At 68.6% G+C, this 24,842-nt stretch carries 21 protein-coding genes; 16 read left to right on the top strand and 5 right to left on the bottom strand.

The genetic code is table 11. The features are described from left to right. Positions 1-221: 221 nt before the first annotated feature. The gene (locus JOE48_RS07440; RefSeq protein WP_210028963.1) at positions 222-1,082 is read right to left on the bottom strand and encodes a carotenoid 1,2-hydratase; all 861 of its coding nucleotides are present in this window, start codon (positions 1,080-1,082) and stop codon (positions 222-224) included. Then, positions 1,079-2,614 (bottom strand): 1-hydroxycarotenoid 3,4-desaturase CrtD, encoded by a 1,536-nt coding sequence (crtD, locus tag JOE48_RS07435; RefSeq protein ID WP_210028962.1) that lies wholly within the window; start codon positions 2,612-2,614, stop codon positions 1,079-1,081. The genes JOE48_RS07440 and crtD overlap by 4 nt, the downstream gene beginning before the upstream one ends. A gap of 108 nt (positions 2,615-2,722) precedes the next feature. Between crtD and JOE48_RS07430 the strand changes: the two genes are divergently transcribed. From JOE48_RS07430 to JOE48_RS07360, 15 genes are all read left to right on the top strand, one after another. After that, entirely contained in the window at positions 2,723-3,592 is an 870-nt protein-coding gene (locus tag JOE48_RS07430) for a polyprenyl synthetase family protein (protein ID WP_210028961.1), read from the top strand. Between the two features lie 29 nt (positions 3,593-3,621). Then, positions 3,622-4,755 carry a methyltransferase gene (locus JOE48_RS07425; RefSeq protein WP_210028959.1) on the top strand — a complete coding sequence of 378 codons (1,134 nt, stop codon included), beginning with the start codon at positions 3,622-3,624 and terminating at the stop codon, positions 4,753-4,755. 88 nt (positions 4,756-4,843) lie between these two features. Continuing rightward, entirely contained in the window at positions 4,844-5,782 is a 939-nt protein-coding gene (gene bchC, locus JOE48_RS07420) for a chlorophyll synthesis pathway protein BchC (protein WP_210028957.1), read from the top strand. Further along, a complete protein-coding gene (locus tag JOE48_RS07415; protein ID WP_210028955.1) occupies positions 5,779-6,783 on the top strand; it encodes a chlorophyllide a reductase iron protein subunit X in 1,005 nt (334 codons plus the stop codon). The genes bchC and JOE48_RS07415 overlap by 4 nt, the downstream gene beginning before the upstream one ends. Before the next feature lie 5 nt (positions 6,784-6,788). After that, the gene (bchY, locus tag JOE48_RS07410) at positions 6,789-8,318 is read left to right on the top strand and encodes a chlorophyllide a reductase subunit Y (protein WP_210028954.1); all 1,530 of its coding nucleotides are present in this window, start codon (positions 6,789-6,791) and stop codon (positions 8,316-8,318) included. Then, the gene (gene bchZ / locus JOE48_RS07405) at positions 8,318-9,784 is read left to right on the top strand and encodes a chlorophyllide a reductase subunit Z (RefSeq protein WP_210028953.1); all 1,467 of its coding nucleotides are present in this window, start codon (positions 8,318-8,320) and stop codon (positions 9,782-9,784) included. The genes bchY and bchZ overlap by 1 nt, the downstream gene beginning before the upstream one ends. A gap of 35 nt (positions 9,785-9,819) precedes the next feature. Then, positions 9,820-10,041, top strand: coding sequence for a hypothetical protein (locus tag JOE48_RS07400; RefSeq protein WP_210028952.1), 222 nt, complete (start codon positions 9,820-9,822; stop codon positions 10,039-10,041). 123 nt (positions 10,042-10,164) lie between these two features. After that, positions 10,165-10,401, top strand: coding sequence for a light-harvesting antenna LH1, beta subunit (gene pufB, locus JOE48_RS07395; protein ID WP_210028951.1), 237 nt, complete (start codon positions 10,165-10,167; stop codon positions 10,399-10,401). 10 nt (positions 10,402-10,411) lie between these two features. Beyond that, positions 10,412-10,603 (top strand): light-harvesting antenna LH1, alpha subunit, encoded by a 192-nt coding sequence (gene pufA, locus JOE48_RS07390; RefSeq protein WP_160534243.1) that lies wholly within the window; start codon positions 10,412-10,414, stop codon positions 10,601-10,603. Between the two features lie 82 nt (positions 10,604-10,685). Then, complete coding sequence (gene pufL / locus JOE48_RS07385; RefSeq protein ID WP_210028950.1) at positions 10,686-11,510, top strand: photosynthetic reaction center subunit L; 825 nt, start codon at positions 10,686-10,688, stop codon at positions 11,508-11,510. 77 nt (positions 11,511-11,587) lie between these two features. After that, positions 11,588-12,568 carry a photosynthetic reaction center subunit M gene (pufM, locus tag JOE48_RS07380; protein WP_210028949.1) on the top strand — a complete coding sequence of 327 codons (981 nt, stop codon included), beginning with the start codon at positions 11,588-11,590 and terminating at the stop codon, positions 12,566-12,568. Between the two features lie 10 nt (positions 12,569-12,578). Then, the gene (gene pufC, locus JOE48_RS07375; RefSeq protein ID WP_210028948.1) at positions 12,579-13,682 is read left to right on the top strand and encodes a photosynthetic reaction center cytochrome PufC; all 1,104 of its coding nucleotides are present in this window, start codon (positions 12,579-12,581) and stop codon (positions 13,680-13,682) included. 109 nt (positions 13,683-13,791) lie between these two features. Further along, positions 13,792-13,935: a DUF3096 domain-containing protein gene (locus JOE48_RS07370; RefSeq protein WP_012319762.1), complete on the top strand. Its 144-nt coding sequence runs from the start codon at positions 13,792-13,794 to the stop codon at positions 13,933-13,935. Between the two features lie 162 nt (positions 13,936-14,097). Then, positions 14,098-16,788 carry a pyruvate, phosphate dikinase gene (ppdK, locus tag JOE48_RS07365; RefSeq protein ID WP_210028946.1) on the top strand — a complete coding sequence of 897 codons (2,691 nt, stop codon included), beginning with the start codon at positions 14,098-14,100 and terminating at the stop codon, positions 16,786-16,788. Between the two features lie 189 nt (positions 16,789-16,977). Further along, on the top strand, positions 16,978-17,232 hold the full coding sequence (locus JOE48_RS07360) for a hypothetical protein (protein ID WP_210028944.1): 255 nt from the start codon (positions 16,978-16,980) through the stop codon (positions 17,230-17,232). 129 nt (positions 17,233-17,361) lie between these two features. Here the strand turns inward: JOE48_RS07360 and JOE48_RS07355 are convergent, their stop codons facing one another. The 3 genes from JOE48_RS07355 to JOE48_RS07345 all read right to left on the bottom strand — a co-directional run bounded on the left by JOE48_RS07355 (position 17,362) and on the right by JOE48_RS07345 (position 22,720). Next, positions 17,362-18,852, bottom strand: a complete 1,491-nt coding sequence (locus JOE48_RS07355) for a DUF882 domain-containing protein (RefSeq protein WP_210028942.1) — start codon at positions 18,850-18,852, stop codon at positions 17,362-17,364. A gap of 146 nt (positions 18,853-18,998) precedes the next feature. Continuing rightward, a complete protein-coding gene (locus tag JOE48_RS07350; protein ID WP_210028941.1) occupies positions 18,999-20,993 on the bottom strand; it encodes a murein L,D-transpeptidase in 1,995 nt (664 codons plus the stop codon). Positions 20,994-21,235: 242 nt separating this feature from the next. After that, entirely contained in the window at positions 21,236-22,720 is a 1,485-nt protein-coding gene (locus tag JOE48_RS07345) for a sigma-54 dependent transcriptional regulator (protein WP_210028940.1), read from the bottom strand. A 248-nt stretch (positions 22,721-22,968) separates the two neighbouring features. Between JOE48_RS07345 and JOE48_RS07340 the strand changes: the two genes are divergently transcribed. After that, on the top strand, positions 22,969-24,840 hold the full coding sequence (locus JOE48_RS07340) for a M3 family oligoendopeptidase (RefSeq protein WP_210028939.1): 1,872 nt from the start codon (positions 22,969-22,971) through the stop codon (positions 24,838-24,840). The last annotated feature ends 2 nt before the right edge of the window (positions 24,841-24,842 follow it).

Raw genomic sequence — 24,842 nt, 5'->3', positions numbered from 1 at the left:
CGTTTGACGGCGCAAGGATCGCAGCCGCCGCCCTCTCGCACAAGCCGGGCCGTACGGCAAACACCGCGGCGGCCCGCGGGCGTGTCGGGGGTCGAGCGCGTGACGGAACGCGAATGCTCGACGAGCCAGTGGCCCCGTGATCCCGGGCTCCGCTGCGCGGCCCCGGAATGACGGGGTCAGCGGCGTGAAGCGCGCGTCCGGTTCAGAGCGCGGCGGCCTAACTAACGCACCAGCGGCCGTGGCATCCGGAACGGCAGCATCAGCCGCACCAGCGAATTGCGGAACCGGTCCAGCGACAGGCTCTCGTGCATCGCCCGCACCGGCTCGCCGCCGAGGGTCGAGGCGAGCAGCGAGCGCGCGTAGAACGGCGTGTCCTCGAAGGTCGTGAGCACTCGCGAGCGGCCATCGTCGCTGCGGGTTTCCCGCCCCATCCGCCAGAGCTTGGTGGCCGGCAGGGCTGCGGGCGCGGGCGGGCGGAGCTCGCGGCGGCTGCCGTCGCTGGCGAAGCGCAGCGACAGGTTCTGACCGCCACCCTGACGGTGGTGGACGTCATACAGGATGGCAGCACCGTCGGGCAGCTCGGCCCGGCACCACGTCCACCGCGTGAAGGCTGCCTCCAGGGGCTCGTCGCCGTCGTTGGTGTCGAAGTAGCCGCTCCCGCGCCAGCGAAGGTTCGGCTGCTCGAAGGCGACCTCGACGCGGGACGACGGTGCCATCGGCCACCAGCGGTGGCGCCCGGCCCGGTCGAGAAGGAAGGAGCCGTCGGTGAAACCTCGCGGCTCGAGCCGGATCGTGCCGCGGAGGCGGTAAGGCAGCGGCGCGCCGCGCTCGTCGATCCGAACCGTTAGCGCCGTGCCGTCCCACGTCATCGCGCTCGGCCCGATCGCGATGTGGTCCGGGCTGCGGTCGAGGCTGGCAGCGCGACGCTCGGTCATGGCGAAGCGGCTTCGGTCGCCGTACAGGACCACGTTCATCGCGCAATGCGCGAACGGGTCCTTGTCTGCGCTCCAGGCGTAGTAGGGCGAGAATACGCTGCCGATGAACGCGATAATCGTCAGCCCTTGCCGGCCGTCGTCGCTCACCGCATCGACATACCACCACGCGTAGCCGCCCCGCGCGACCGCGCCGTCGAAGCGAGGTCGTCCAAGATCGCGGTGGCCGCCAGCCGGCCCGACTGCGCCGCCATCGGCACACCCGGGCCGGGGTGGATCGAACCCCCCGCCAAATACAGGCCCGGGAGGTCCGTCCGCGCGCCGGCTCGCTTGAACGTCGCCGCCCAGCCCCGGGCCGCCCGCCCGTAGAGCGCGCCCCCCGTTCCCGGAAACAGCGCCTCGAACTCCCGCGGCGTCGTCGTGACCGGACCGGATGTCGATTCCAGCGTCAGCCCGCAGGCTTCGAGCCGGCGCATCAGATTCCTCTCGCATGTCCGGATCTCCATCGGCGTGAGCGGGCGGTCCCGGCCATCCGCCGGGGCGTTGACGAGCATCAGCAGGCGCTCGGGCCCGGGCGCCGGCGGCTCGGCATCGGTCCGGTCCTGGGCGCAGATGTAGACCGTGGGGTCGTCGGGCGGCCGGCGGGCGCGCAGGATCGCGTCGAACTCGGCGCGGTAATCCCCCGAGAAGAACACGGTGTGGTGGGCGAGGGGGAAGCCCGTGGGGATTGCGGTCGCGCATAGCGTCACGGCCGAGAGCGAGCGCTCGGACGGCGCGAGCCGCTCGCCGGCAGACGCGGCCTCCGCGCCGAAAAGACCGGCGCCCAAGGCCGCGCAATCGGCATTGCAGACGACCCGGTCGGCCGCGATCCGCTCGCCGTCGGCCAGGATCACGCCCGCCACCCGGCCCCGCTCCACGACGATCCGGTCGACCTCGGCGCCGTACCGGAACGCGGCACCCCGCTCCGCAGCGAGATCCGCCACGGCCCGGGCCAGCGCGCTCAGGCCGCCCGCAACGGTCCAGATCCCGGCCTGCTCGACATGGGCGACGAGCATCAGGGTCGCCGGGGCGGTGAACGGCGAGGCGCCGCAATAGGTGGCGTAGCGGCCAAACAGCTGCTGCAAGCGGGGATCGTGGAAGAATGAGCCCAGCGCAGACCACAAGGTGGCAAAAGGCTGGATCCGCCAAAGGTCGCCGAGCCCGGAAAACCCGACCCGCTGCGCGAGACCCGCCGGACTGGTCCGGCCCTCCCGGATGAACGGACCTTCCAGCGTCCGATAGACTTCGGCCGAGCGGGCGCAGAAGCGCCGGTACCCCTCCGCCTCCCGCGAACCCGCGAAGGCTGCGATCGCGTCGGCCGAGGCATCGATGTCGGCGAAGAGATCCAGCCGCTCGTCGCGGCTCCAGGCATGGCGCGCGAGGAGATCGGCCCGTGTCAGCGCGATCCGGTCTGCCAGATTCGCGCCGCATTCGTCGAAAAGGGTCTCGAAGACCCAACGCATCGTCAGGACGGTCGGGCCTGCCTCGACGGCCCGCGCGCCGACCGGAATCGCGCGCATCTTGCCGCCGGGCAAAGAAGCCCGCTCGAGGACGAGCGTGTCGAGCCCGGCATGGGCGAGCCGCAGCGCGGCCGCGAGCCCGCCGATGCCCGCTCCAATCACGATGACGCGTCCCTGCGCCACGATCGCCTCGCATTCCGCCCGTCGTCGGCATTGATCTGCGGCGCCGTAAGTGTCAATAAGAAATGACACCGGTCGATGACAACCAAATACGACACGGGAGGCAACGCGATGGACTCGGGTCGTCGAATCGAGATCGCCCTGGATCGCGCCGTTGCTTACGCGGAGGCGCCGGGCGCGCCGCCACTCCTCGCGGACGCCCTCCGTTACGCGGTCTTTCCCGGTGGGCACCGCATCCGCCCGCGCCTCTGCCTCTCGGTGGCCCAGGCCTGCGGCGACGATGATCCGGCCGGTTCCGAAGCGGCCGCGGCGGCGATCGAGCTCCTGCATTGCGCCTCCCTGGTCCACGACGACCTTCCCTGCTTCGACGACGCACCGATGCGCCGGCAGAAGCCCTCGATCCACGTCGCCTTCGGCGAACCCATCGCGGTGCTCACCGGCGATGCCCTGATCGTGCTGGCGTTCGAGACCTTGGCCCGGTCCGCAGGGCTTCACACGGGACGGCTCGTACGGCTCGTGGGTCTGCTCGGACGCGCAGCTGGCTCACCCTCCGGCATCGCGGCAGGGCAGGCTTGGGAATCGGAGGCGCATGTGAGCCTCAGCGATTACCAGCAGGCGAAAACGGGCGCCTTGTTCGCGGCTGCCACTGCTGCGGGTGCCGCAGCCGCCGGATCGGAGCCGGAGCCGTGGCGCAGGCTCGGAGAATGCCTCGGCGAGGCCTACCAGGTCGCCGACGACCTGCGTGACGTGGCCTGCCGCCAAGAGGAGATCGGCAAGCCGGCCGGGCGCGACGCGACCCTCGGCCGACCGAACGCGGCGGCGCTCCTCGGCACCGGCGGAGCGCTGGATCGCCTGTCGCGGCTGACCCGCGAGGCCGTGGCGGCGATCCCGGCCTGTCCCGGCGCGGCGGCACTCACCGCCGAGATCGAGGCGCAGGCGCGGCTATTTCTGCCGGCGAGCCTGCGCGCGGTGGTGGCCTGAGCGCCGGCCCGCTCCCCGGCGCCACGGCCTTGGCGCCAGCCCCTGCAGCCTTCGGAGATCGGTGGCTGGCGTGGCGCAACCGCCTCGTGGCCAGCCCGCGCTTCCAGCGCTGGGCGGCAGGCTTCCCCCTCACCCGCCGGATTGCTCGGCGGAACACCCGGGCCCTGTTCGATCTCTGCGCAGGTTTCGTGTACGCGCAGGTGCTCACGGCCTGCATCCGCCTCGATCTGTTCGGGATCCTCGCCGAAGGGCCGCTCTCCGTCGCAGCGCTGGCCCGCCGCCTCGACCTTTCACCGGACACCACCCGCCGCCTGCTGCGGGCGGCCGAATCGCTCGGGCTGTTGCGCGCCGTCTCGGATGATCGGTTCGCGCTCGCGGATCTCGGGGCAGCGCTGGTCGGCAACCCGGGCATCGCCGCGATGGTCGAGCACCACGCGCTCCTCTACGCCGACCTCGCGGATCCGGTCGCGCTCTTGCGCGGACAGGCACGGCCGACCCGGCTCTCCGGCTATTGGCCCTACGCCACCGGCGCGGCGGGTGATGCGCAGACCGTGGCGCCCTACAGCGGCCTTATGGGTGCCTCTCAGGCCATGATCGCCGAGGACGTACTCGACGCGTGCGACCTGTCGCGGGTCCGACACCTGATGGATGTCGGCGGCGGCGAGGGCGCGTTCCTCCAGGCGGTTGCCCGCCGGCACGCGGCACCGCAGCTGACGCTCCTCGATCTTCCCGCCGTGACAGACCGCGCGCGGGTCCGCCTCGCGCGCCTCGGTCTCGGTGAGCGGATCACCTGCTGCAGCGGCGATTTCCACGGCGGATTGCCGGCCGGAGCAGATGCGATTTCGCTGGTCCGAATCGTCCATGATCACGACGACGTCCCGGCGCAGGCCCTGATCAAAGCCGCGCACGCCGCTCTGGCGCCCGGAGGGATCCTGGTCGTTGCCGAGCCGATGGCCGGGACCTCCGGCGCAGAGCCCGTCGGCGACGCGTATTTCGGTTTCTACCTGCTCGCCATGGGCTCTGGCCGGCCGCGTCGCGTCGAAGAACTCCGCACCATGCTGTGTACGGCGGGTTTCGGCGCCGTCCGCGAGCCCAAAACCCGGCGCCCGCTGCTCACCCGCGTGCTGATCGCCCAAAAATCGAGCGCGAAAGTGTCCGTCTGACTTGACGCTTACATATGTCTATCTAGGATGACACTCAACGGCGTCGGTGCTTCGAGAGTCGCGCAACAGCGGGCGGACAATCCCAATCATGGAATCCTTGGCCGTCATTCTCGAACGTCCGGAGCGCCTCACGGTCAAGCACCTCGCGCTGACGCCGCCCGGCGAAGCTGACGCGGTCGTTGCCATCGCCTGGAGCGGCATCAGCACCGGCACCGAGCGTCTTCTCTGGTCGGGCCGGATGCCACCGTTTCCCGGCATGGGATATCCCCTGGTGCCGGGCTACGAATCCGTCGGTTCGGTGATCGAAGCCGATTCGGGCGGAACGGTGCGGGTCGGCCAGACCGTCTACGTTCCGGGCGCGCGCTGCTTCGGGCCCGTCCGAGGCCTGTTCGGCGGCGCCGCCTCGCATCTCGTCGCCCCGGCCGCCCGGCTCGTTCCGGTCGACGCCGCACTCGGCGACCAGGCCTGCCTGCTCGCCCTGGCAGCCACCGCATACCGGGCCCTCGGGGGGATTTGTGCCGGCGCGACGCCTCTGATCGTCGGCCATGGTGTGCTCGGGCGACTCCTGGCCCGCCTCACGCTGGCGGCGGGTGCCGAACCGACCGTGTGGGAGACAAATCCGGCGCGCCATGTCGGGGCGCAGGGCTACGCGGTGCTGGCGCCGGAGGACGATCAACGACGCGATTATGCAGTCATCACCGATGTCAGCGGCAACGCCGACGGCCTCGATACCCTGATCGCCCGGCTCGCTCCTGGGGGCGAGATCGTGCTCGCTGGGTTCTACGAGGCGCCCCTCAGCTTCGCTTTCCCGCCCGCCTTCATGCGCGAGGCGCGGATCAGGATCTCCGCAGAGTTCCGGCCCGAGGATCTCTCCGCCGTGACCATGCTGATCGACAGCGGTCGGCTCTCGCTCGACGGGCTGATCACCCATCGCGCACCGGCGGCAGAGGCCGAAGAAGCCTACCGCACCGCCTTCGCCGATCCCGCCTGCCTGAAGATGATCCTCGACTGGAGGGACGCCGCGTGAACGTTCAGCTCAACAAGGCCGCCCTCTCCCAGGCCGCGCGACTCCGCGCCGAGGCCGCGATCGAGCCGGACGCCGTCGTCACGGCGCCGGCGAAGAAAGAGACGCAGATCATCGCGATCTACGGTAAGGGCGGCATCGGCAAGTCGTTCACGCTGGCCAATCTCAGCTACATGATGGCCCAGCAGGGCAAGAAGGTCCTGCTGATCGGCTGCGACCCGAAGAGCGACACGACTTCGCTGCTCTTCGGCGGCAAGGCCTGCCCGACGATCATCGAGACCTCGACCAAGAAGAAGCTCGCCGGCGAGGCGGTTGCGATCGGCGATGTCTGCTTCAAGCGCGACGGCGTCTACGCCATGGAACTCGGTGGCCCTGAGGTCGGGCGCGGCTGCGGCGGCCGCGGCATCATTCACGGCTTCGAGCTTCTGGAAAAGCTGGGCTTCCACGAGTGGGGCTTCGACTTTGTCCTGCTCGACTTCCTGGGCGACGTGGTCTGCGGCGGCTTCGGCCTGCCGATCGCCCGGGACATGTGCCAGAAGGTCATCGTCGTCGGTTCGAACGACCTGCAGTCGCTCTACGTCGCCAACAACGTCTGCTCGGCGGTGGAGTATTTCCGCAAGCTCGGCGGCAATGTCGGCATCGGCGGCCTCGTCATCAACAAGGATGACGGCACCGGCGAGGCCCAGGCCTTCGCGGAGGCGGCCGGCATCCCGGTCCTGGCATCGATCCCGGCCGACGACGACATCCGCCGCAAGAGCGCCAACTACGAGATCATCGGCCGGCCGGAGAGCCGCTGGGGCAGCCTGTTCTCGGATCTAGCCGCCAACGTCGCCGAGGCCGCCCCGCACCGGCCGACGCCGCTCACGCAGGACGGTCTGCTCGGCCTGTTCTCCAGCGATGTCACGGGCCGTGACGTCGTCCTGGTGCCGGCGACCCACGAGGACATGTGCGGCGTCGCGCACGTGACCAAGCCGTCCCTCGAAGTCGTCTACGACGAGGTTTGACGCGCATGGCCGTCTCCCTCGACATCGCCGATCTCCGGGCCCGCAAGGCAGCCCCGTCCATCGACATCGCCGCCACGAAGGGCGACGGGCTCGGCTGCCATGCCGGCAAGGACGCGATGGCGGCGGCCGCGGAAGCCGCCGGCATGTCCGAGACCCTGGCGCAGCTGCGCAGCGACTATCCGCAAGGCCCGCACGACCAGCCGCAGAGCATGTGCCCGGCCTTCGGCTCGCTCCGGGTCGGCCTGCGCATGCGCCGGACCGCGACGATCCTCTCGGGCAGCGCCTGCTGCGTCTACGGCCTGACCTTCACGTCGCATTTCTACGGGGCGAAGCGCAGCGTCGGCTACGTGCCGTTCAACTCGGAGACGCTCGTCACAGGCAAGCTGTTCGAGGACATCCGCGAGGCTGTCCACGCCACCGCGAAGCCCGAGGATTACGACGCCGTCGTCGTCATCAATCTGTGCGTCCCGACGGCCTCGGGCGTGCCGCTGCGCCTGCTGCCGAAACAGATCGACGGCGTCCGGGTGATCGGCATCGACGTGCCGGGCTTCGGCGTCCCGACCCATGCCGAGGCCAAGGACGTTCTGGCCGGCGCCATGCTGAAGGTCGCCCGGTCGGAAGCCGAGCAGGGTCCGGTAGCCGCGCCCCGTGGTGGCCGTTCCGAGCGCCCGAGCGTGGCGCTGCTCGGCGAGGTGTTTCCGGCTGATCCGGTGGTGATCGGCTCGCTGTTGGAGCCCCTGGGGCTGGCGGCCGGGCCGGTCGTCCCGACCCGCGAGTGGCGCGAACTCTACGCCGCCCTCGACTGCGCAGCCGTGGCGGCGATCCATCCGTTCTACACCGCCTCGATCCGCGAGTTCGAAGCGGCCGGCCGGCCAATCGTCGGGTCCGCTCCGGTAGGTGTCGACGGCACCGCCGACTGGCTCGACCGGATCGGCGAGGCCTGCGGGGTTGCCCGCGCCACTGTCGAGGCGGCCAAGAACCGGATCCTGCCCGGCATCCGCGGGGCGCTCGGCGCGATGCCGATCAAGGGCCGGATCACGCTGTCCGGCTACGAAGGATCGGAATTGCTGGTGGCACGCCTCCTCGTCGAGAGCGGCGCCGAGGTTCCTTACGTCGGCACCGCCTGCCCGCGCACGCCCTGGTCGGAGGCCGACCGCGACTGGCTGGAAGCCCGCGGCACGCAGGTGCATTATCGGGCCTCGCTCGAGGACGATCTGTACGCCCTCGATTCGCTCAGGCCCGACCTCGCCATCGGCACGACGCCGGTTGTCCAGCGGGCCAAGGAGCGCGGCACGCCGGCCCTCTATTTCACCAATCTGATCTCGGCGCGCCCGCTGATGGGCGCGGCCGGCGCGGGCTCGCTCGCCACGGTGATCAACGCCGCGCTCGGCAACAAGGCGCGGTTCGAGGCGATGCGCGACTTCTTCGAGGGCGTCGGCACCGGCCACGCCGCGGGCGTCTGGCAGGAGGTGCCGCAGAAGCGCCAGGGACCGAAGATCGAAGGCCCCAAGAAGCCGATCGGGGAGATGGCCTGATGCTGATTCTCGATCACGACAGGGCCGGCGGCTACTGGGGCGCGGTCTACGTCTTCACGGCGATCAAGGGCCTGCAGGTCGTCATCGACGGCCCCGTCGGCTGCGAGAATCTGCCGGTCACCTCGGTTCTGCACTACACCGACGCGCTGCCACCCCATGAGCTGCCGATCGTCGTGACCGGCCTCGCGGAAGAAGAACTGGGCCGGCACGGCACCGAGGGCGCGATGAAGCGCGCGCACGCGACCCTCGATCCGGGCCAGCCCAGCGTGGTGGTCACCGGATCGATCGCCGAGATGATCGGCGGCGGCGTGACGCCCGAGGGGACCGGCCTTCAGCGCTTTCTTCCCCGTACCATCGACGAGGACCAATGGCAGGCCGCCGACCGCGCCATGCGCTGGCTCTGGCAGGAATACGGCGCCAAGAAATTCGCCAAGAAGGGCATCCCGGCCCGGCCGGAGAAGAAGCCCGGCGAGAAGCCGCGGGTGAACCTGATCGGACCGGCTTACGGCACGTTCAACATGCCCTCCGACCTCGCCGAGATCCGGCGGCTGGTTGAGGGGATCGGCGCCGAGGTGAACCTCACCTTTCCGCTGGGCGCGCACCTTGCGGACGTGCCGAAGCTCGTCAACGCTGACGCCAATATCTGCCTCTACCGCGAGTTCGGGCGGCTGCTCTGCGAGGATCTGGAGCGGCCCTACCTGCAGGCGCCTATCGGCGTGCTCTCGACCAGCAAGTTCCTGCGGTCGCTGGGCGACATCCTCGGGCTTGATCCGGAGCCTTTCATCGAGCGCGAGCGTCACACCACGATCAAGCCGATCTGGGATCTCTGGCGCTCGGTGACGCAGGATTTCTTTGGCACGGCGAGCTTCGGCATCGTCGCCACGGAGACCTACGCGCGAGGCGTGCGCCATTTCCTCGAAGACGAGATGGGCCTGCCCTGCCATTTCGCCTTCAGCCGCTCCGCCGGGCAGAAGCCCGACAACGCGGCCGTGCGGGCAGCGATCGCCGCGAAGCCCCCGCTGGTGCTGTTCGGCTCGTTCAACGAGCGAATGTACCTCGCCGAGTGCGGCGCCCGGGCGACCTACGTCCCGGCTTCGTTCCCCGGGGCGATCATCCGGCGGCACACCGGCACGCCGTTCATGGGCTACGCCGGTGCGACCTACCTCGTCCAAGAGGTCTGCAACGCCCTGTTCGATACCCTCTTCCACATCCTGCCGCTCGCCCGCGACATGGACAAGGTCGAGGCCACCCCGGCACGGCGGCACGCGGAGCTGCCCTGGGACGAGGCCGCCCGGCAGGCGCTGGACGCTCTGGTCGAGGCGCAGCCGGTGCTGGCCCGCATATCCGCCGCCAAGCGCCTGCGCGACGCCGCCGAGCGGGCCGCCCGCGATGCCGAATCCGATGCCGTGGCGCCCGCCCATGTGGCGCGCGCCCGCGCCGACTTCGCCGGGGGGATCCCCGCGTGACCCTGCTTTTCTCAAGCCCCAGAGGAGACCTGACGATGCGCACGATGGTCGCGACCGACCGCCAGCACCAGGAAGAGATCCAGTTCCGGCTGATCCTGGCGGCGACCTATCCGTTCTTCCTCGCCGCTGCGACGCTGAACCGGTTCCGGCCGGCCCGCGAGCCCGCCCGGCCGGGCCTGGCGCCGGCGCGCCGGTCCGTCTTCGGCGAGGCCCGCGCCATGGCGGTCCAGGCCATCCCCTTCGCCTTTATGGGCTGAACGCCCTGATCGAGATGCTTCCGTCCGGTGACGCGGGGGAAGTCTGGCCGTGACCACCCAGGCATCACGGCTGAACCCGTCGCGCTTCGCGAGAAGCGCGGCCAACACACGGAGGTCTGAACGATGGCCGGTGGACCCGTTGCAACAGAAAGACCGAGCAGCCTGTCCGGGCTGACGGAACCGGAAGCCAAGGAGTTCCACGCGATCTTCCTGACGAGCTTCCTCATCTTCACGGCGATTGCCGTGGTCGCCCACATCCTCGTCTGGCTGTGGCGCCCGTGGCTTCCCGGACCGCAGGGCTACGCCTCTCTCGAGGGCGTCCGCGATGCGGCCCATGCCCTTGTCACGATGATCGGCTGAGGAGGATCGGATGCACAAGGTTTGGTTGCTCTTCGATCCGCGGCGCACGCTGGTGGCTCTGTTCACCTTCCTCTTCATTCTGGCGCTGCTGATCCACTTCATCCTGCTCTCGACCGACCGGTTCAACTGGCTGGACGGCCCGAGAAACAACAAGGCTGCCGCGAACACCATCACGCTCGCGCTGCCGCAGATGCCGGCCTGACCGCCGGTTCGGACCGCGGCGCGCGAGGGCCGCGGTCACCCTCTTCGATCCCTTTTACCGGCCTGACTGGGGAGCAGCCGCCATGGCGATGCTGAGCTTCGAGCGCAAATACAGGGTCCGCGGCGGCACCCTGCTCGGCGGCGACCTGTTCGACTTCTGGGTCGGGCCGTTCTTCGTCGGCTTCTTCGGCGTCGTCGGGATGTTCTTCACGGTGCTCGGCACCGCGCTCGTCATCTACGGCGCGGCGCTCGGACCGACCTGGAACATCTGGCAGATCAACATCGCGCCGCCCGACATCAGCTACGGCCTGAGGCTGGCGCCGCTGAGGGAAGGTGGCCTCTGGCAGATCATCACCTTCTGCGCGCTCGGCTCCTTCGTGTCCTGGGCCCTGCGCGAGGTCGAGATCTGCCGCAAGCTCGGCATCGGCTATCACGTGCCGGCGGCCTTCGGGATGGCGATCTTCGCGTATTTCACCCTCGTGGTGATCCGCCCGTTCCTGATGGGCGCCTGGGGTTACGGCTTTCCCTACGGCATTCTCAGCCATCTCGATTGGGTGTCGAACACCGGATACCAGTACCTACATTTTCACTACAACCCGGCGCATATGCTGGCCGTGACGTTCTTCTTCACGACCACTTTGGCGCTGGCGATGCACGGCGGCCTGATCCTCTCGGCGACCAACCCGAAGAAGGGCGAGACCGTGAAGACGCCCGAGCACGAGGACACGTTCTTCCGCGACACGATCGGCTACTCGATCGGCACCCTCGGCATCCACCGGCTTGGGCTGTTCCTGGCCCTGTCGGCGGGGTTCTGGAGCGCGGTCTGCATCGTGATCAGCGGGCCGTTCTGGACTCAGGGTTGGCCGCAATGGTGGGGCTGGTGGCTCAACCTGCCGGTCTGGCGATGACCGGCCGGCAGCCGGCGAGACGACACGGGTGATGCGAGACGCCGCAGAGCGCGCGGCACTCCGGGGGAGGGCAGGCCATGGCCTATTACCAGAACATCTTCACGCAGGTTCAGGTCCGCCCGCTCGTGCCGGATCAAGGCGTCCCGGTGGCGGTCGACGACCGCGTGGGCAAGCCGTTCAACAGCTACCTGTTCGGCCTCATCGGCAACAGCCAGGTCGGGCCGATCTACATCGGCTACATCGCGGCCCTGTCGATTACCTGCGGTGTCATCGCCTTCGAGATCATCGGGCTCAACATGTGGGCTTCGGTGAACTGGGACCCAGTGCAGTTCGTCCGGCAATTGCCGTGGCTCGCCCTTGAGCCGCCCCTGCCGAAATACGGACTGAAGGTCCTGCCACCGCTCAACGAGGGCGGCTGGTGGCTGATCGCCGGCTTCTTCCTGACCGCGTCGATCCTGCTCTGGTGGGTCCACCTCTACAAGCGTGCGAAGGCGCTGGGCCTCGGTCTCCACGTGCCGTGGGCCTTCGCCTCGGCGATCTGGCTCTACCTGGTTCTCGGCTTCATCCGTCCGCTGCTGATGGGCTCTTGGTCGGAAGCGGTGCCGTTCGGGATCTTCCCGCACCTCGATTGGACGGCGGCGTTCTCGCTCCGCTACGGGAACCTGTTCTACAACCCGTTCCACATGCTCTCGATCACATTCCTCTACGGATCGACTCTGCTGTTCGCCATGCACGGGGGAACGATTCTGGCCTGCTCGCGCTACGGCGCCGAGCGCGAGATCGACCAGATCGTCGATCGCGGCACGGCCACCGAGCGTGCCGCCCTGTTCTGGCGCTGGACCATGGGCTTCAACGCCACGATGGAATCGGTCCACCGCTGGGCTTGGTGGTTCGCTGTCCTGACCACGCTGACCGGTGGCATCGGCATCCTGCTGACCGGCACCGTTGTGGACAATTGGTACCTCTGGGCGGTCAAGCACCACGTCGCGCCCTCGTATCCGCAGGTCTACGGCCCGATCGTGGATCCCGCCCATCTCGCACCCGGCATGAAGCCGTGAGGAGGCCGTCATGAAGACGATTCTGGCGGTTGTCGGCGGGGCGCTGGCTCTCTTCCTCACAATCGCGATGTTCGGCGGCGCGGGCTGGACCCACCCGCCCATGGCGGTGAAGCAAACCGGCTTCCGCGGCACCGGCATGGACTTGATCCGGACCCGGGCCGGCAACGAGGCTCTGTCGGAAGCCAACCGGGCGCCGGCCCCGGCCGACCCAGCGGATGCCGGGGGCGACAAGGCCTCGGCCGTCTACGAAAACGTGCAGGTTCTGGGCGACCTCTCGGCCGAGCAGTTCAACCGTCTGATGGTGTCGATCACCGAATGGGTCGCGCCGCAACAGGGCTGCACGTACTGCCACAGCACCGAGAACATGGCCTCCGACGAGCTCTACCAGAAGCGTGTCGCCCGGCGCATGCTGCAGATGACGCAGTACATCAACTCGACGTGGAAGGAGAACCACGTCCATCAGGCCGGCGTGACTTGCTACACTTGCCACCGCGGCAATCCGGTACCGGCCAATATCTGGTTCGACCATCCGGTCCAGGGCGCGGGACGCTTCATCCCGCGCAACAACAGCCAGAACCTCGCCTCGCCGGAGGTCGGCAACACCTCGCTGCCCTATGACGTCTATCAGGCCTTCTACCAGTACAAGGAGACGTCGGAGGACGCCGTCCGGGTCAACGCCACCACGGCGCTGCCGGAGACCAAGGGCAAGCCGATCCAAGACGCGGAGAAGACGTTCGCGATCATGATCAGCATGTCGCAATCACTCGGCGTGAACTGCACCTTCTGCCACAACACCCGCTCGGTGGCGCAATGGGACACCAGCACGCCGAACAGGGTCCATGCCTGGTACGGCATCCGCATGGTGCGTGACCTCAACCAGGACTACCTGACGCCGCTGACCTCGACCTTTCCGCGAAACCGCCTCGGAGTTCTCGGTGACGCGCCGAAGGTCAACTGCGCCACCTGCCATAACGGCGCCAACAAGCCGCTCAACGGCGCCAACGTGATCGAGCCCTATCCGGAGCTGTCTCACCCGACGATCTCGGTGAGCCTGCCAACCGGCGAAGCCAAGGACCCGATCCCCGGCACCGACAAGCCGACGCCGAAGCCCTGATCGGTTCCGGAGCGGCCGGGCTACCCGGCCGCTCCGCGCAAGCTACAGCGAACCTGCGTCGGGTAGGGACGTCGATACCGGCGGCCAAGCTCGGCCCAGGGAGGCGCCCGTGACGATTACCATCTCCAACCTGCAGCCGCTGATCGCGATCCTGGCCGGGATCCTCATCCTGGTGATGCCGCGTCTGCTCAACTACATCGTGGCAATCTATCTGATCGTGGTCGGCGTGATCGGGCTGGGGATCCTGCACTGACCAGCGCCCGCACCCTGGACGGGCGGCCCTGACAGACGACTGGACCCGTCAGCAGCCCGCGCCCGTCGCCATCGTGCGTTCATCTTGCGTTGCGGTGCGGGATGGTCCAACCCCGGCCATCAGCCCGGCTGACGCCGGGCATTAGATACGGACGGGATCGACATGGCGACCGGCAGCGCGAAGTGGGTCTATGCCTTCGGCGACGGCAAGGCAGAAGGCAAGTCGCAGATGCGCGACCTGCTCGGCGGCAAGGGCGCCAATCTGGCCGAAATGTCGAACCTCGGTCTGCCGGTCCCGCCCGGCTTCACCATCACCACCGAGGTCTGCACCTACTTCTACGACCACGGCAAGTCCTACCCGCCCGAGCTGAAGGATCAGGTGGCGGCGGCGCTCGCGCAGGTCGGCAAGCTCACCGGCCGCAAGTTCGGCGACGCTGCGAATCCGCTCCTCGTCTCGGTCCGCTCAGGCGCCCGGGCTTCGATGCCCGGCATGATGGACACGGTCCTGAATCTCGGCCTCAACGACGAGACGGTACTGGCCCTGGCCAAGGAGGCCGACGACGAGCGCTTCGCCTACGATTCCTACCGCCGCTTCATCACCATGTACTCGAATGTGGTGCTGAACGTGGAACACCACGCCTTCGAGGAGGCGCTGGAGCAGTACAAGGAAGGCAAGGGCTTCGAACTCGACACCGAACTCGGCGCCAAGGATTGGAAGATCCTGATCCAGACCTACAAGAAAATCGTCCGCGACGAGCACGGCTCGGATTTCCCGCAGGGCGCCGACGACCAGCTCTGGGGTGCGATCGGCGCGGTCTTCAACTCGTGGATGATCCCACGGGCGAAGAAATACCGGGAGCTGAACAACATCCCGGAGAGCTGGGGCACGGCCGTGAACGTGCAGGCCATGGTGTTCGGCAACATGGGCGACACCTCGGCCACCGGCGTGGCGTTCACCCGCAATCCGTCCACCGGCGAGAAGGCGCTCTACGGCGAGTTCCTGATCAACGCGCAGGGCGAGGACGTCGTGGCGGGCATCCGCACGCCGCAGAACATCACTGAGAAAGCCCGGATCGAGGCCGAGAGCGACAAACCTTCCATGGAGAAGGTCATGCCCGAGAGCTTCGCGGAGCTGACCCGGATCTACGGGATCCTGGAAGCGCACTACCGCGACATGCAGGACATGGAATTCACGATCGAGAAGGGGAAGCTCTGGATGCTCCAGACCCGCAACGGCAAGCGCACGGCCAAGGCCGCCCTGCGCATCGCCGTTGATCTGGCGGGCGAGGGGCTGATCTCGCGCGATGAGGCGATCGGCCGGGTCGAGCCCGGAGCCCTCGACCAACTTCTGCATCCGACCATCGACCCGAAAGCCGACCGCAAGGTCATCGCCTCGGGCCTGCCGGCCTCGCCGGGCGCAGCCACGGGCGAGATCGTGTTCAACTCGGAGGACGCGGAGGCGCACCGCAAGGCCGAGCGCAAGTGCATCCTCGTTCGCATCGAGACGTCGCCCGAGGACATCCACGGCATGCACGCCGCCGAGGGCATCCTCACCACCCGCGGCGGCATGACCAGCCACGCGGCCGTCGTCGCCCGTGGCATGGGCAAGCCCTGCGTCTCCGGGGTCGGATCCATCCGGATCGACTACAAGGCCAAGACGCTGACGGTCGGCGGCATCACGCTGAAGGCCGGCGACAAGATCACCGTCGACGGCTCGACCGGCCAGGTGATCCAGGGCGAGGTAAAGATGCTGGAGCCCGAGCTGTCGGGCGACTTCGCCACCCTGATGGAATGGGCCGACGCAATCCGCAGCATGAAGGTGCGGGCGAATGCCGACACGCCGACCGATGCCCGGACGGCGCGCAATTTCGGCGCGGAAGGCATCGGCCTCTGCCGCACCGAGCACATGTTCTTCGAGGGTGACCGGATCATCGCGGTGCGCGAGATGATCCTGGCGGACGACGCCGAGGGCCGCCGCGCGGCGCTCGCGAAGATCCTGCCGTATCAGCGCCAGGACTTCCTGGAGCTGTTCACGATCATGTCCGGCCTGCCGGTCACGATCCGCCTGCTCGACCCGCCGCTGCACGAGTTCCTGCCGCACACCGACGCCGAGGTCGCCGAAGTGGTGAAGGCGACGGGGGTCTCCGAGGAGAAGATCCGGCACCGGATGCGGGAATTGTCCGAGCACAACCCGATGCTGGGCTTCCGCGGCTGCCGCCTCGCGATCGCCTTCCCGGAAATCGCCGAGATGCAGGCTCGGGCGATTTTCGAGGCCGCGGTCCAGGCGGCGGCGGATACCGGCAGCCCGGTCACGCCCGAGGTGATGGTGCCGCTGGTCTTCACCCGCGCCGAGTTCGACATCGTGAAGGCCAGCATCGACGCTATGGCGAAGGCGGTCGCGAAGGAGAAGGGTGCCACCCTCGATTATCAGGTCGGCACCATGATCGAGCTGCCGCGGGCCGCCCTCATGGCGGGCGAGATCGCCGCGACGGCCGAGTTCTTCTCCTTCGGCACCAACGACCTGACGCAGACGGCGCTCGGCATCTCCCGCGACGACGCGGCGACATTCCTCGGCCCCTACACCCAGAAGGGGATCCTGCCGGCCGACCCATTCATCACCATCGACCAAGAGGGCGTCGGCGAGCTGGTGCGCATCGGCGTCGAGAGGGGCCGGAAGACCCGTCCGGACATCAAGCTCGGCATCTGCGGCGAGCACGGCGGCGATCCGGCTTCGGTGGGCTTCTGCCAGGAGGTCGGGCTCGATTACGTGTCCTGCTCGCCCTACCGGGTGCCGATCGCCCGGCTCGCGGCCGCCCAGGCGGCACTCGGCAAGGTCTCGGGCAAGGAAGGCTGAACGGCGTCCGGGGGCGCCTGCGGGCGCCCTCAACAGGACCGTCAACCAACCGGTGAAATACCGGTTGAAAATGTTTTCGTCAGCACGAACTCGTTCCCGAGCGGCACGTTGTCTGCTTGAGCCGACGGGGCGTGCATGTCCCTAGTCGATCCGCCCCGGGGCCAGCGTTACCCGTCGGAATCATCGGCCATGATCCATCCTGATTCCAACCCGCTTTGCCTCGGCGAGAACCACGCGGTCGTGGCGGCCCCGAGCGCGGCCGTGCGCGCCTACCTGGCGCTGGTCGCGGGTCTCGGCGGCGTGACGACGGCCGTGATGTTGATGATGTCTGTTGCGGCCAACAGCGGCGGCGAGGCCGAGCGGATCGCCGGAACCCAGGATGACGGCTACGCGGCGACGCTCGTGGCGGCCCTCACGGTCAATCTGTCGAAGCCGTTGCGCTGAGTTAGGCCGGGGACGGTAACCGAGCGGTCATTGTGGCAGCCTGGCGCGATCGGGATCGAACCGTCAGCTGTATGCGCGCGGTCCGCCGACGCTTCTCCGAGCAGGGGACGGCCGGTCTGCGTTGTGGATTCAGCGCGACCCTGACACGGACCGCGCTGCCGAGCCTGTGAACCGGGCCGCCGTCAGGTCATCTCCCGGGCTTCGCGCACTGAACCGCGTCGCGACGCGATCCGGGGCCGCCGCGACTACGGCGTCGGGCGCCGCATCGCGGACACGGGTGGTTGCGACGCGAACCGGTGCGTTGCGGCTCGCCGGCGACGCCACGGGACCCGCCGACGCCGCATCAAACAGGGCGCGCAGTTGCATCTTGGCGTCGGCGTCCGGGGCGACCAGGATGCGGGCACGGGCCGACGCGGGCATCGCAGCCGCGGCGCGGCTTTCGACAGGGGCGGGGAGGTTTGCCATACCGCCGTTCAGCGCGGCGAACTGGACCGGACGCGGCGGCGGGAGCGGCATCGCGATGGCCGCCATAACCGCAGCAAGATCCGAGGGTCGGCGCGGCGGCAGCGGCGCAACCACCGACAGCACCGCCTCCTCAGCGGCGGCGGCCGGTTGCGCTGCCGTGAGGAGCGATTTGGCGTCGGCGGGCTTGCCGTCAGGCGCCGTGGCCTGCTCGCGCTGCAGCAGCGAGTCGCGCTGAGGATTGTTGGCCGTGGGCGCCGCGTAGGCGAGGGCGGTGCGCGTGCCGACCGGATCCTGCGGATCGGCGCTCGCCACGGCCACGATCGGCGCCCGGCGGGCCTTCGCGGCGACGGCGGGCGGCGGCGCAGGTTCCGGAGCGGAGCGGCTGCCGCCGAACAGGCTCGCCAGGAAGCCGAACAGGCCCGGTCCGTCCTCTTCCTCGCCGCTCGCCATCTGCGTGGTGAGGCCCGCGACGGTGCCGCCTCGGGCAAGGATCTCAGCCTTCGCCTCCTCGTAGCGCGGGAAGGGCCTGTTGTCGCTTGGCAGAAGCACGGTCTTGCCGTCGGGGAAGAGGCGAGCGAGCTGATCGTGCGTCATGCGCGGCCACATGCGTACGGAGCCGACATCGAGGTGCACGAACGGCGTGCCGGCATGCGGATACCAGCCGACGCCGCCGCGCTGCATCTGGAGGCCGACCTCACGGATGCGGTCGATCGAAACGTCCGGCAGGAAGAAGTCCATGGCCTTGCCGAGCATGTGCTGGCTGTACTCGGCCACCATCTTGGAGCGGCGGCGCAGCATCGCGTTGGTGCCGGGGGAGCGGTAAGCGGAGACGACGTGGATCGGCTGGCTCGCGCCGACCTGCCGGTAGGCCTCCCAGACCGTGTCGAACAGGCGCGGGTCCATCTTGGTGGGCTCGTTGACGCGCCAGTCGCGCAGGAGCCAGTTCAGCTGCTCGAGGGCCGCGCGGTCGTAGCGGCCATCGCGCTTGAACGTGATGGTCGCGCTCTCCTGCGTATGTGTGTGATAGATCGTGAGAGCGCGCGTGTCGCCGTTCGCGACCGCGTCCTCGGTCTCGGCCGTGCCCGCGATCAAGCCCAGCGCGACGCCCGTAAGGGCCATGGCGAAGGTGCGAAGGGAGCGCGGGAGACTCGGCACGATAGTCCTGATCCTCTGCCGACACTTGTGCCCGGCGGATGTCAGGCCGGGTTCCCGGCTGATACGGCTAAGGCTTGACCGTGGCGAAATCGTGCCCGGCTGTGCGGTCGCGCACCTGAAAGTTGCGGGTAGCCGCAGACCTTCGGCTACCACCAGCTCCGCGGGGCCGCCTGCTGCGGGGCCGGCGTCCAGAGACCCGGCTCACCGAATTCCGGAGCGCTGTCGGCCCGTGCGGCCCGGCGCGACGGACGGCGCGGCGCATCGACCTCTTCGTAGCGGTTGCCCGGCCATTGGTCGACGACGTGGCGGTGCGTCACCCGGCGCTGAACGGTACGTGCCGGCGGAGGTGTCGGCGCACGCTCGGCTTTGCGCCGCGGCGCCTCGTCCGGAAGTCGCGCCATCGCCGGATTGCCACCACCGGGCAGCCCGAGGGCTGCACGCATCGGCGCGTCGTAGCCGTAGAGGTCGGGCAGGGTGCGGTAGGTGCCGCCATCGTCCACATAGGCGGTGAAGTAGGCGAGGTGCACCGGCAGTTTCTGCGGAAGCCGGAGCGTGCGCTCGCCCTTGCCGATCAGCTTCTTCAGCCGCTCTTCGGACCAGTCCGGCAGGACCACATCCGCGAGCCGGAACGGATCGTCGACGCGCACGCAGCCGTGACTGAAGTCGCGCTTGGAGGCCGAGAACAGCGAGCGGTTTGGCGTATCGTGCAGATAGACCGCGTGCTGATTGGGGAACATGAACTTGATGAAGCCGAGCGCGTTGCGCTCGCCCGGCGGCTGCCGCAGCGAGATGTGGCCGCTGTGGCGGACGACCTCGTAGCCGCCCCAGGTCTTGCCGCCGTAGCCGGCGAGCTTCGGCGCCATCGTCTTCAGGATCGAGGGCGGTACGTACCAGGACGGATTGACGACCGCATATTCCATCAGCCCCGAGAACAGGGGCGTACGCGATTCCGGCTTGCCCACGATGACGCGCGCCTCGTCGCGCAGGGTGCCGCCGCGATAGGCGCGCAGACGATATTCGGGAATGTTGACCAGGATGTAGTCGGACCCGAGATCGCCGGGCAGCCATCGCCAGCGCTCCATATTGACGATCAGCTCGGCCTCGCTGCCCGTCGGCCGCGCCGAACGGCCGGCATCGGCCAGCGCCAGCACGGTCTGGATATTCAGGACGCCGTTTCCGGGCAGCCCACGGCCGCGCTGGAACTTCGCCACGGCATCGGCGACGACGGAATCGTAATCCTCCGGGTCGCCGGGACCGCGGTCGAATGTGCCGGCGGGCCGGTTCTCGAGGCCGAAATGCGCCCGCAGGAGCGGCACACGCGGATCGCGCATCCCGGAGCGCAGAGCCGGTCCGGATGGCAGGCGCAGCGGCTTCGCCGCTGCGGGCGCCGGCCCGCGCAGACCCGCGAGCCGCGTCTTGAGAGCCAGATAGCCCGGGGTGGCCGGGTTATAGCTCTGGAGCGCATCGCCGGTCTTCGCGCCGGCATCGGCCAGCTTCGCCAGCACATCTTGGCCGGCCGGCAGATCAAGCGTCGGGGTGATCAGCCGCGATATCGACGGGAGATTGATCCGGCCGCCACGGGCGTCCCGGGCGTAGAGGACGGCCGCAGCCGACAAGCGCAGCTCTGCATCGGCAATGGCCTTCTCGTCCGGCTTCTCGGCGAGATTGGGGACCGTGTAGGCGCGCGCGTCGAGCCCGTCCTCCCCGGCGGCCGCGAGCCGCGACGCGACCGCCTTCGCGGCTTCGGTCCAGGCCCCGTCGGCGATCCAAAGCGGCTTGTAGGCGCGAGCCTCGTAGAACGACCTGATCGCGTCCCGCTCCTTGCCCGTGAGGCGCAGGAGCAGCGGCGCGTTGTCACTGAAGCGGGCCAGGATCGCGGCACCCAGGGGATCGGCAGGCGCGACCGGCGCCGCGACCGTTGGGGCCGGTGTGGGCTCGGCTGCAGGCGCGTCCGGCTTGTAATCAGGAAGCGCCGTCGTGACGGGATCCGACGGCGAGGAGAGCACGGGCGGCGAGGATGGCGGCGTATCGGCGATCGCTTTGTCGAGCGCGGCCGTTTCGGCGCCGAAGGCGCCGGCCGAGGCCAGCGTACCGGTCAAGAGGGCGGCCAGCGCCATGAGGCTGGAGCGCGGGACGCGCATCGTGATCTCCCGGGGTGCGGCGGCAGGACCGCACGCTCGAATTGTGATTATCCGCGCAAGCGTGGCATTGGGCAACCGCAGTCTTCGTGAATAGAAGTTTGGTCCAGCGGCTACCGTCGCGTCTTCAAGTCTGCACGGCTTTTGATCTGACTTATTATCGTCCAAGAGCCGTCAGCAGTGTCCAGCTCTCGGGCCGGACTCGCTGCCAAATCCGGGCGGTGCGCTAGCGCACGCCCCGAAGCTCAGGCGGCGTCCTCGGTCTTCTCCTCGTCTTCGAGGCCGAGATCTTTCAGCTTCCGATAGAGCGTCGACCGCCCGATGCCGAGGCGGCGCGACACCTCCGACATCCGCTGACGGTAGAATTGCAGGGCATAGCGGATGATCTCCGCCTCGAGCACGTCCATCGGCTTCATCTCGCCGGTCTCCTCGGCGACGAGCGACATGGCGTGCGGATCACGGACCTCGACGCGCACGATCTCGCGCACCGGCTCAGGGATATAGGTCGGCATCTGCGCCTGGGTGGGTGCCGCCGGAATACGCACGTCGAAGCCCTCGACCTGCGCGGCGATTTGCGGGAACTCGGCGACCGTCAGCTCGTCCCCGTCGGCGAGGACGACGGCGCGGAACAGGGCGTTCTCCAATTGGCGGACGTTGCCGGGCCAGGGATAGCGCGTGAGCAGTGCCATGGCTTCCGGGCTGATCGCCCGGACCCGCTTGCCCTCCTCGGCGGCGAAGCGCGCGCAGAACGAGCGGACGAGGTCGGGAATGTCCTCGCGGCGCGCCCGAAGCGGCGGCAGGGTCATCGGGAAGACGTTGAGGCGGTAATACAGATCCTCGCGGAATTTACCCTGCTTCACGAGGTCGAGCAGCGAACGGTTGGTCGCCGAGACGAGGCGGATGTCGACCCGCACCGAGCGCTTGCCGCCGACCGGGTCGACCTCACCTTCCTGCAGGGCGCGCAGCAGCTTCACCTGTGCATCGAGCGGGAGTTCGCCGATCTCGTCGAGGAACAGCGTGCCGCCCGACGCCTCGACGAATTTGCCGGCATGCTTCTCGGTGGCGCCGGTGAATGCACCCTTCTCGTGGCCGAAGAGGGTCGATTCCACGAGGTTCTCGGGAATGGCCCCGCAATTGACGGTCACGAACGGCTTGCCGCGCCGGTCGCCCGAGCCCTGGATCGCCCGGGCCAGCACTTCCTTGCCGACGCCGGACTCGCCCTCGATGAGCACCGGGATGTTGGATTTCGCGGCCCGCTCGGCGAGGCGGATGACCCGCTCCATGTCGGGGCTCTTGGAGGTCAGGTCCTTGAAGGTGAGCGCGCCGGAGGCGCGGCGGCGCATGCGGCGCACCTCCTCCTCCAGGGTGTCGACCCGAAGGGCGTTCTTGATCGAGACCTGCAGCCGCTCGGCGCCGGCGGGCTTGACCACGAAATCGACGGCGCCGGCGCGCATGGCGGTGACCACCGTGTCGATCGAGCCGTTGGACGTCTGGACGATGACCGGCGTGGCGAGCCCGGTCTTGCGCATCTCCGCCAGCACGCCGAGGCCGTCGAGTTCCGGCATGACCAGATCGAGCAGCACCACGTCCGCGCCCTCGGATCTCAGCAGCGCGAGGGCTTCCGCCCCCGTCTCGGCGACCCGCGCCTCGAAGCCGAACCGGCGCACCGCCGCCTCGGCGAGACGCCGCTGGACCGGATCGTCGTCCACGATGAGCACGGTTGTGGACATGGCGGCTCCTGAACGGCGCGCGGATCGAAAGACGCGGCCCAGGACTTGTCCGGACCGCAGGCTATGATTCGGCGACTGTTTCGTTTCGAGCCGTAGGGTGACGGAGAGACGTAAAGTGGCGCTTAACGACGTTTCCACCGGATCGTCAGGCGCCGTGCCGGGCCACGCCAACCGGCCGCGTTGAACGCGTGGCGGCACAGTCGATATCAGGGTACGGGGCCGAGCCCCTTTTCAGAGGAACGCGCGACATGATGCCGAGCCACACCGCATCGACGGTGAACGTCCGACTGCCGGAAGGCGTGAGCGCCGCGCGCGCCGCCGCGAAGGCTGCCGACCTCGGTCATCTCCCGGAATGGGATCTCTCGGATCTCTATGCCGGCCTCGACGACCCGGAGTTTTCCGCCGACATGAGCCGTGCCGAGGAGGAGTGCCGTCGCTTCTCCGAGACCTATGCCGGCCGCATCGCAGAGATCGCGTCCGGCGCCGACGCGTCCGCGCGCCTTGCCGAGGCGGTCCGCGCGTACGAGGGGATTGAGGAACTCCTCGGCAAGCTGATGTCCTTTGCCGGACTGGTCTACTCCAGTGACACCACCGACGAGGCGCGGGCGAAATTCTATGGCGACACGCGCGAGCGGTTGACGAGCGCCTCGTCCGATCTGCTGTTCTTTGCTTTGGAGCTGAACCGGGCTGACGATGCGGCGGTGGATGCCGCGATGGCCGACGGTGCACTCGCCCGCTACGCGCCCTGGATCGAGGATCTCCGCAGGGAGAAGCCGCACCAGCTCGACGACCGGACCGAGAAGCTGTTCCTTGAGAAGTCGGTTACGTCGAATGCGGCCTGGGACCGGCTGTTCAACGAGACGATCGCGTCACTGCGCTTCACCGTGCAGGGTGAGGAGATGCCGCTCGAGCCTACGCTGAACAAGCTTCAGGATCCGGACGGTGCCGTTCGAAAGGAGGCTGCCGGCGCGGTCAGTGATGTTCTACGCGGCCATCTGCGCGTCTTCACGCTGATCACCAACACGCTGGCGAAGGACAAGGAGATTTCCGACCGCTGGCGCGGCTTCAAGGACGTCGCCGACGCACGCCACCTCGCCAACCGGGTCGAACCGGAGGTCGTCGAGGCACTGGTCGACGCGGTACGGGCCGCTTATCCGCGCCTGTCGCACCGCTACTACAAGCTGAAGGCCAAGTGGTTCGGACGGGAGACGCTGCCCTACTGGGACCGCAATGCGCCGCTCCCGACGGTCGAGCAGCGGACGATTCCCTGGACGGAGGCCCGCGATACGGTGCTGTCCGCTTACGACGCGTTCTCGCCGAAGATGGCGGGCATCGCCCGGCGCTTCTTCGACGAGAGCTGGATCGACGCGCCGACCCGGCCCGGCAAGGCGCCGGGGGCCTTCGCCCACCCCACCGTCCCGTCCGTCCACCCCTACGTGCTGGTGAATTATCAGGGCAAGCCGCGGGACGTGATGACCCTGGCTCACGAACTCGGCCACGGTGTCCATCAGGTGCTGGCCGGCCCGAACGGCGCGCTGATGGCCCCGACGCCCCTGACGCTGGCCGAGACCGCGAGCGTGTTCGGCGAGATGCTGACCTTCCGCAAGCTGCTCGGGGCCACCACCGCCACGAGCCAGCGCCGGGCGATGCTCGCCGCGAAGGTCGAGGACATGATCAACACGGTGGTGCGCCAGATCGCGTTCTATTCGTTCGAGCGCAAGGTGCATCTCGCGCGCGCCAAGGGTGAGCTGACGACCGATCAGATCAACGCCCTGTGGCTGTCGGTGCAGGCGGAATCGCTCGGTCCGGCGATCACGCTCGATGCGGGCTACGAGCCGTTCTGGGCCTATATCCCCCACTTCATCCACTCACCGTTCTACGTCTACGCCTATGCATTCGGCGATTGCCTCGTGAACTCCCTCTACGGTGTCTATGCGCAGGCGGAGGAGGGTTTCGTCGAGCGTTACTTCGCGCTGCTCTCGGCGGGCGGCTCGAAGCCGTATGGCGAGCTGCTGGCGCCCTTCGGCCTCGACGCGAAGGATCCGGGCTTCTGGCAGATCGGCCTCGGGATGATCGAGGGGATGATTGCGGAGCTGGAAGGGATGGAAGGACAGGGCTGACG

The organism is Methylobacterium sp. PvR107 (assembly GCF_017833295.1).
In the GTDB taxonomy this organism is placed as follows: Bacteria; Pseudomonadota; Alphaproteobacteria; order Rhizobiales; family Beijerinckiaceae; genus Methylobacterium.
Note: the sequence above shows the minus strand (reverse complement) of the source record. Positions and strands in the feature narration are given on the sequence as shown.

Coding starts and splice junctions, on each gene's coding strand:
- JOE48_RS07430 (WP_210028961.1), top strand. CDS start 2,723: ATGGACTCGGGTCGTCGAATCGAGATCGCCCTGGATCGCGCCGTTGCT.
- bchC (WP_210028957.1), top strand. CDS start 4,844: ATGGAATCCTTGGCCGTCATTCTCGAACGTCCGGAGCGCCTCACGGTC.
- bchY (WP_210028954.1), top strand. CDS start 6,789: ATGGCCGTCTCCCTCGACATCGCCGATCTCCGGGCCCGCAAGGCAGCC.
- bchZ (WP_210028953.1), top strand. CDS start 8,318: ATGCTGATTCTCGATCACGACAGGGCCGGCGGCTACTGGGGCGCGGTC.
- JOE48_RS07400 (WP_210028952.1), top strand. CDS start 9,820: ATGCGCACGATGGTCGCGACCGACCGCCAGCACCAGGAAGAGATCCAG.
- pufB (WP_210028951.1), top strand. CDS start 10,165: ATGGCCGGTGGACCCGTTGCAACAGAAAGACCGAGCAGCCTGTCCGGG.
- pufA (WP_160534243.1), top strand. CDS start 10,412: ATGCACAAGGTTTGGTTGCTCTTCGATCCGCGGCGCACGCTGGTGGCT.
- pufL (WP_210028950.1), top strand. CDS start 10,686: ATGGCGATGCTGAGCTTCGAGCGCAAATACAGGGTCCGCGGCGGCACC.
- pufM (WP_210028949.1), top strand. CDS start 11,588: ATGGCCTATTACCAGAACATCTTCACGCAGGTTCAGGTCCGCCCGCTC.
- pufC (WP_210028948.1), top strand. CDS start 12,579: ATGAAGACGATTCTGGCGGTTGTCGGCGGGGCGCTGGCTCTCTTCCTC.
- ppdK (WP_210028946.1), top strand. CDS start 14,098: ATGGCGACCGGCAGCGCGAAGTGGGTCTATGCCTTCGGCGACGGCAAG.
- JOE48_RS07360 (WP_210028944.1), top strand. CDS start 16,978: ATGATCCATCCTGATTCCAACCCGCTTTGCCTCGGCGAGAACCACGCG.
- JOE48_RS07350 (WP_210028941.1), bottom strand. CDS start 20,993: ATGCGCGTCCCGCGCTCCAGCCTCATGGCGCTGGCCGCCCTCTTGACC.
- JOE48_RS07345 (WP_210028940.1), bottom strand. CDS start 22,720: ATGTCCACAACCGTGCTCATCGTGGACGACGATCCGGTCCAGCGGCGT.
- JOE48_RS07340 (WP_210028939.1), top strand. CDS start 22,969: ATGATGCCGAGCCACACCGCATCGACGGTGAACGTCCGACTGCCGGAA.